General features: G+C 68.5%; 2 protein-coding genes. Both read right to left on the reverse strand.

Going from position 1 to position 2,393, the window contains the following annotated elements:
* A partial coding sequence (locus tag FDN03_RS15805; RefSeq protein ID WP_138178552.1) for a major capsid protein occupies window positions 1-1,576 on the reverse strand: 1,576 nt, incomplete at its 3' end.
* A 287-nt stretch (window positions 1,577-1,863) separates the two neighbouring features.
* A complete protein-coding gene (locus tag FDN03_RS15810) occupies window positions 1,864-2,346 on the reverse strand; it encodes a hypothetical protein (protein WP_138178553.1) in 483 nt (160 codons plus the stop codon).
* Window positions 2,347-2,393: the final 47 nt, after the last annotated feature.

Consider the following 2,393-nt stretch of genomic DNA (forward strand, 5'->3'; position numbering starts at 1 on the left):
CGAACAGGGAGAACGCGAGCCGGGACGGCCAGTAGGTGCCCGCCGACGCCGAACCAGCCGAAGCGTCCGCCACGGGGGCGCCGAGCGCCGACCCGTCGGTGGCCGCGGCGAAGAACTGGTCCGGGAAGTCCCAGGCGTTGGTCCCCAACGTGGTGCCAGCCGTGGACTTAGGCAGGCCGTCCATCACATAGGTGGGAATGACACCGCGGGCGGCGAACAGGCTGGTGATGTACGCATCGGCGATCTTCAGCCAGTTCGGGTCCTGCGTCGCGGTCTGCCGCAGGAAATCCGTGCGGAACAGACCCTTCACGAAAGACGGGAACACGGCCCGCATCAGGAACGTCTCGGGGAGACGGTGCCGGTACCGGTACGAGCTGACCTGCAGTTCGAGGAGGGCCATCAGGTCACGGGTGAAGCTGACAAGCGCCGACGCGCCGATCCGTGTCGAATAGGTCGACGACGCCATCTTCGTCCACAGCTGCACCTCGGCCAGCCGGGCTGCGTTCGCCAACGCCAGCTGCGTGTTCGCCGCAACCCACTCCGGTGAGTACCGCTCCTGAAAATTGGAGAACTGCACCCGGGTCGGAATGCCGTACACGTATTCCTGCACCGGGCTCGGGCAGTTGAACGTCTGCACCGGCTTGGTGGTCGGGCTGGTCGGGTTGGCGTCGTTCGCCGCAGTCCAGAACGCGGTCGCCGAGCTGCCGACAGCGGCGAACGTCGGCGACGGGTTGAAGTTGATCGCACCACGCTTCGGCTGGAACGACGGCAGCGAATCCCGCAGCGGCCGGGACGCCACCGAGTCGACCTGCAGGTCGTAGAACACCTCTGGCGGGCCGCAGACACCACCGGCGGCGACGACCGCTTCGATGCCGCCCTGCTCCTCCATGCTGGCCATGACCTGCCGGATCGACAGGGCGTGGTCGATCTGCGCGGTGCTGTCACCGTCACCGAGCTGCCGGTCCTCCGGGTAGTCCCAGCGGATCGACGCCGTGTTGTACACCTCGCTGCTGCCGGAGGTGCGGAGCCGGCGGAGCTGCTCGGCGGTGGCCTGGCCCAGATCACCCCAGGACACGGGGGCGCCCATGTCTAGGCCGGGGACGTTCGCGGCGGCGGTGAGAACCGCGTCGGCGACGATGCGAGGCCGGGTCTGCGCCGCGGGCTGGGCGGTCAGCCCGTGCTGGGCGAGCTGGGTGAGGGTCGGCCGGGTTGCAGCAGCGGCAACCGGTGCCGGCTCCTCGGACAGTGCGGCAGGCTCGGAGGTGGCGGGTTCCGCCACCAGCTCCGGCTCGGGCTCGGGGTCGGGCTGTGCGGTGAACAGTTCCCGCAGGGTACCGACCCGGCTGGCCCGGTCGGCGGTGGCAGCCCGGCTGTCGAACTCGCCCTTGACCCGGCTGGCGGCGTCGGCGATCCGGTCCATCTGACCGAGCAGTTCAGCGTCGGGGACGACACCGTCACCGGGGTCGATCGAGGCGAATTCCTCGGCGACGGCGCGGCGAATGTCGCCGAGCTGCTCGTCGGTGAGAGTGGTGAGGTCGGTTTCGCCGTTGAGAAGCGCCTGAACCTGAATGTTCATGGGAGGGTGGGGGCCTTTCGAGCACGCCGGAATGGTTCGGCGTGTCGAGGCGGCTACGCCCGCCCTCGGCTCAGCGGCCTCTACGAGACCGGTGCCGTGTTATCTGCGACTGTAACACATCACGTCGGCGTTCTAGCTACTCGGGGTTTGTATCCGCCTCGTGTTCTCCGTGGTCGACGAAGCTATGCCCGCAAAGACAGGAACCGTCGGACGGCTCGTACCAGTTGCAGTCACAGACAAGGCACGTCCCAGCTGAGCCCTGCTCGAACTCTTCATCACGCATCCTGTCACCGTTCCGTATACACACGGCCCCGCAGTTCTGCCGCGTGTATGGTCCGCATCCGCCCCCGTGCACCATCGGCGCGGCCCAGCGCGTCGGCCACATCCTGGTCGCGGGTGGCCTGTTCCCGGGCGGCGCTGGCCCTCAGATCGGGCAACAGGTCGCGCAGCTCCTCGATTTCCGGTGCGGTGGTCAGTGGCGCCAGACCGGCCGCAGCCACCAGTGCCTGCGGCACACCACCAGCCACCACCTGCCGTAGCACCGGGAAGCCGGGGGTGTTCACTGCGAGGGCTGCGATCAGTTCCAGGTTGCCACCCCACGACCGCCAGTCCCCGGACAGCGGGGAGGCGCGTAGGACACGGATCTGCTCGTCGGTGGCGTCGGGCCGCAGAGCGCCGGCCACCCAGATGCCGTGCTCGTCCTCGCCGGCCGCCACGTAAGCGACGGCGTGGCAGGTGTGGTCGTGGTGCTCGGTATCGGTATGGGCCACGGTGCCGCTGGCGGTTGGTACGAAGGCCGTGCTGTCTTACATCCCTC

It is taken from the genome of Glutamicibacter sp. V16R2B1 (assembly GCF_005774635.1).
GTDB classification, from domain to species: domain Bacteria; phylum Actinomycetota; class Actinomycetes; order Actinomycetales; family Micrococcaceae; genus Glutamicibacter; species Glutamicibacter creatinolyticus.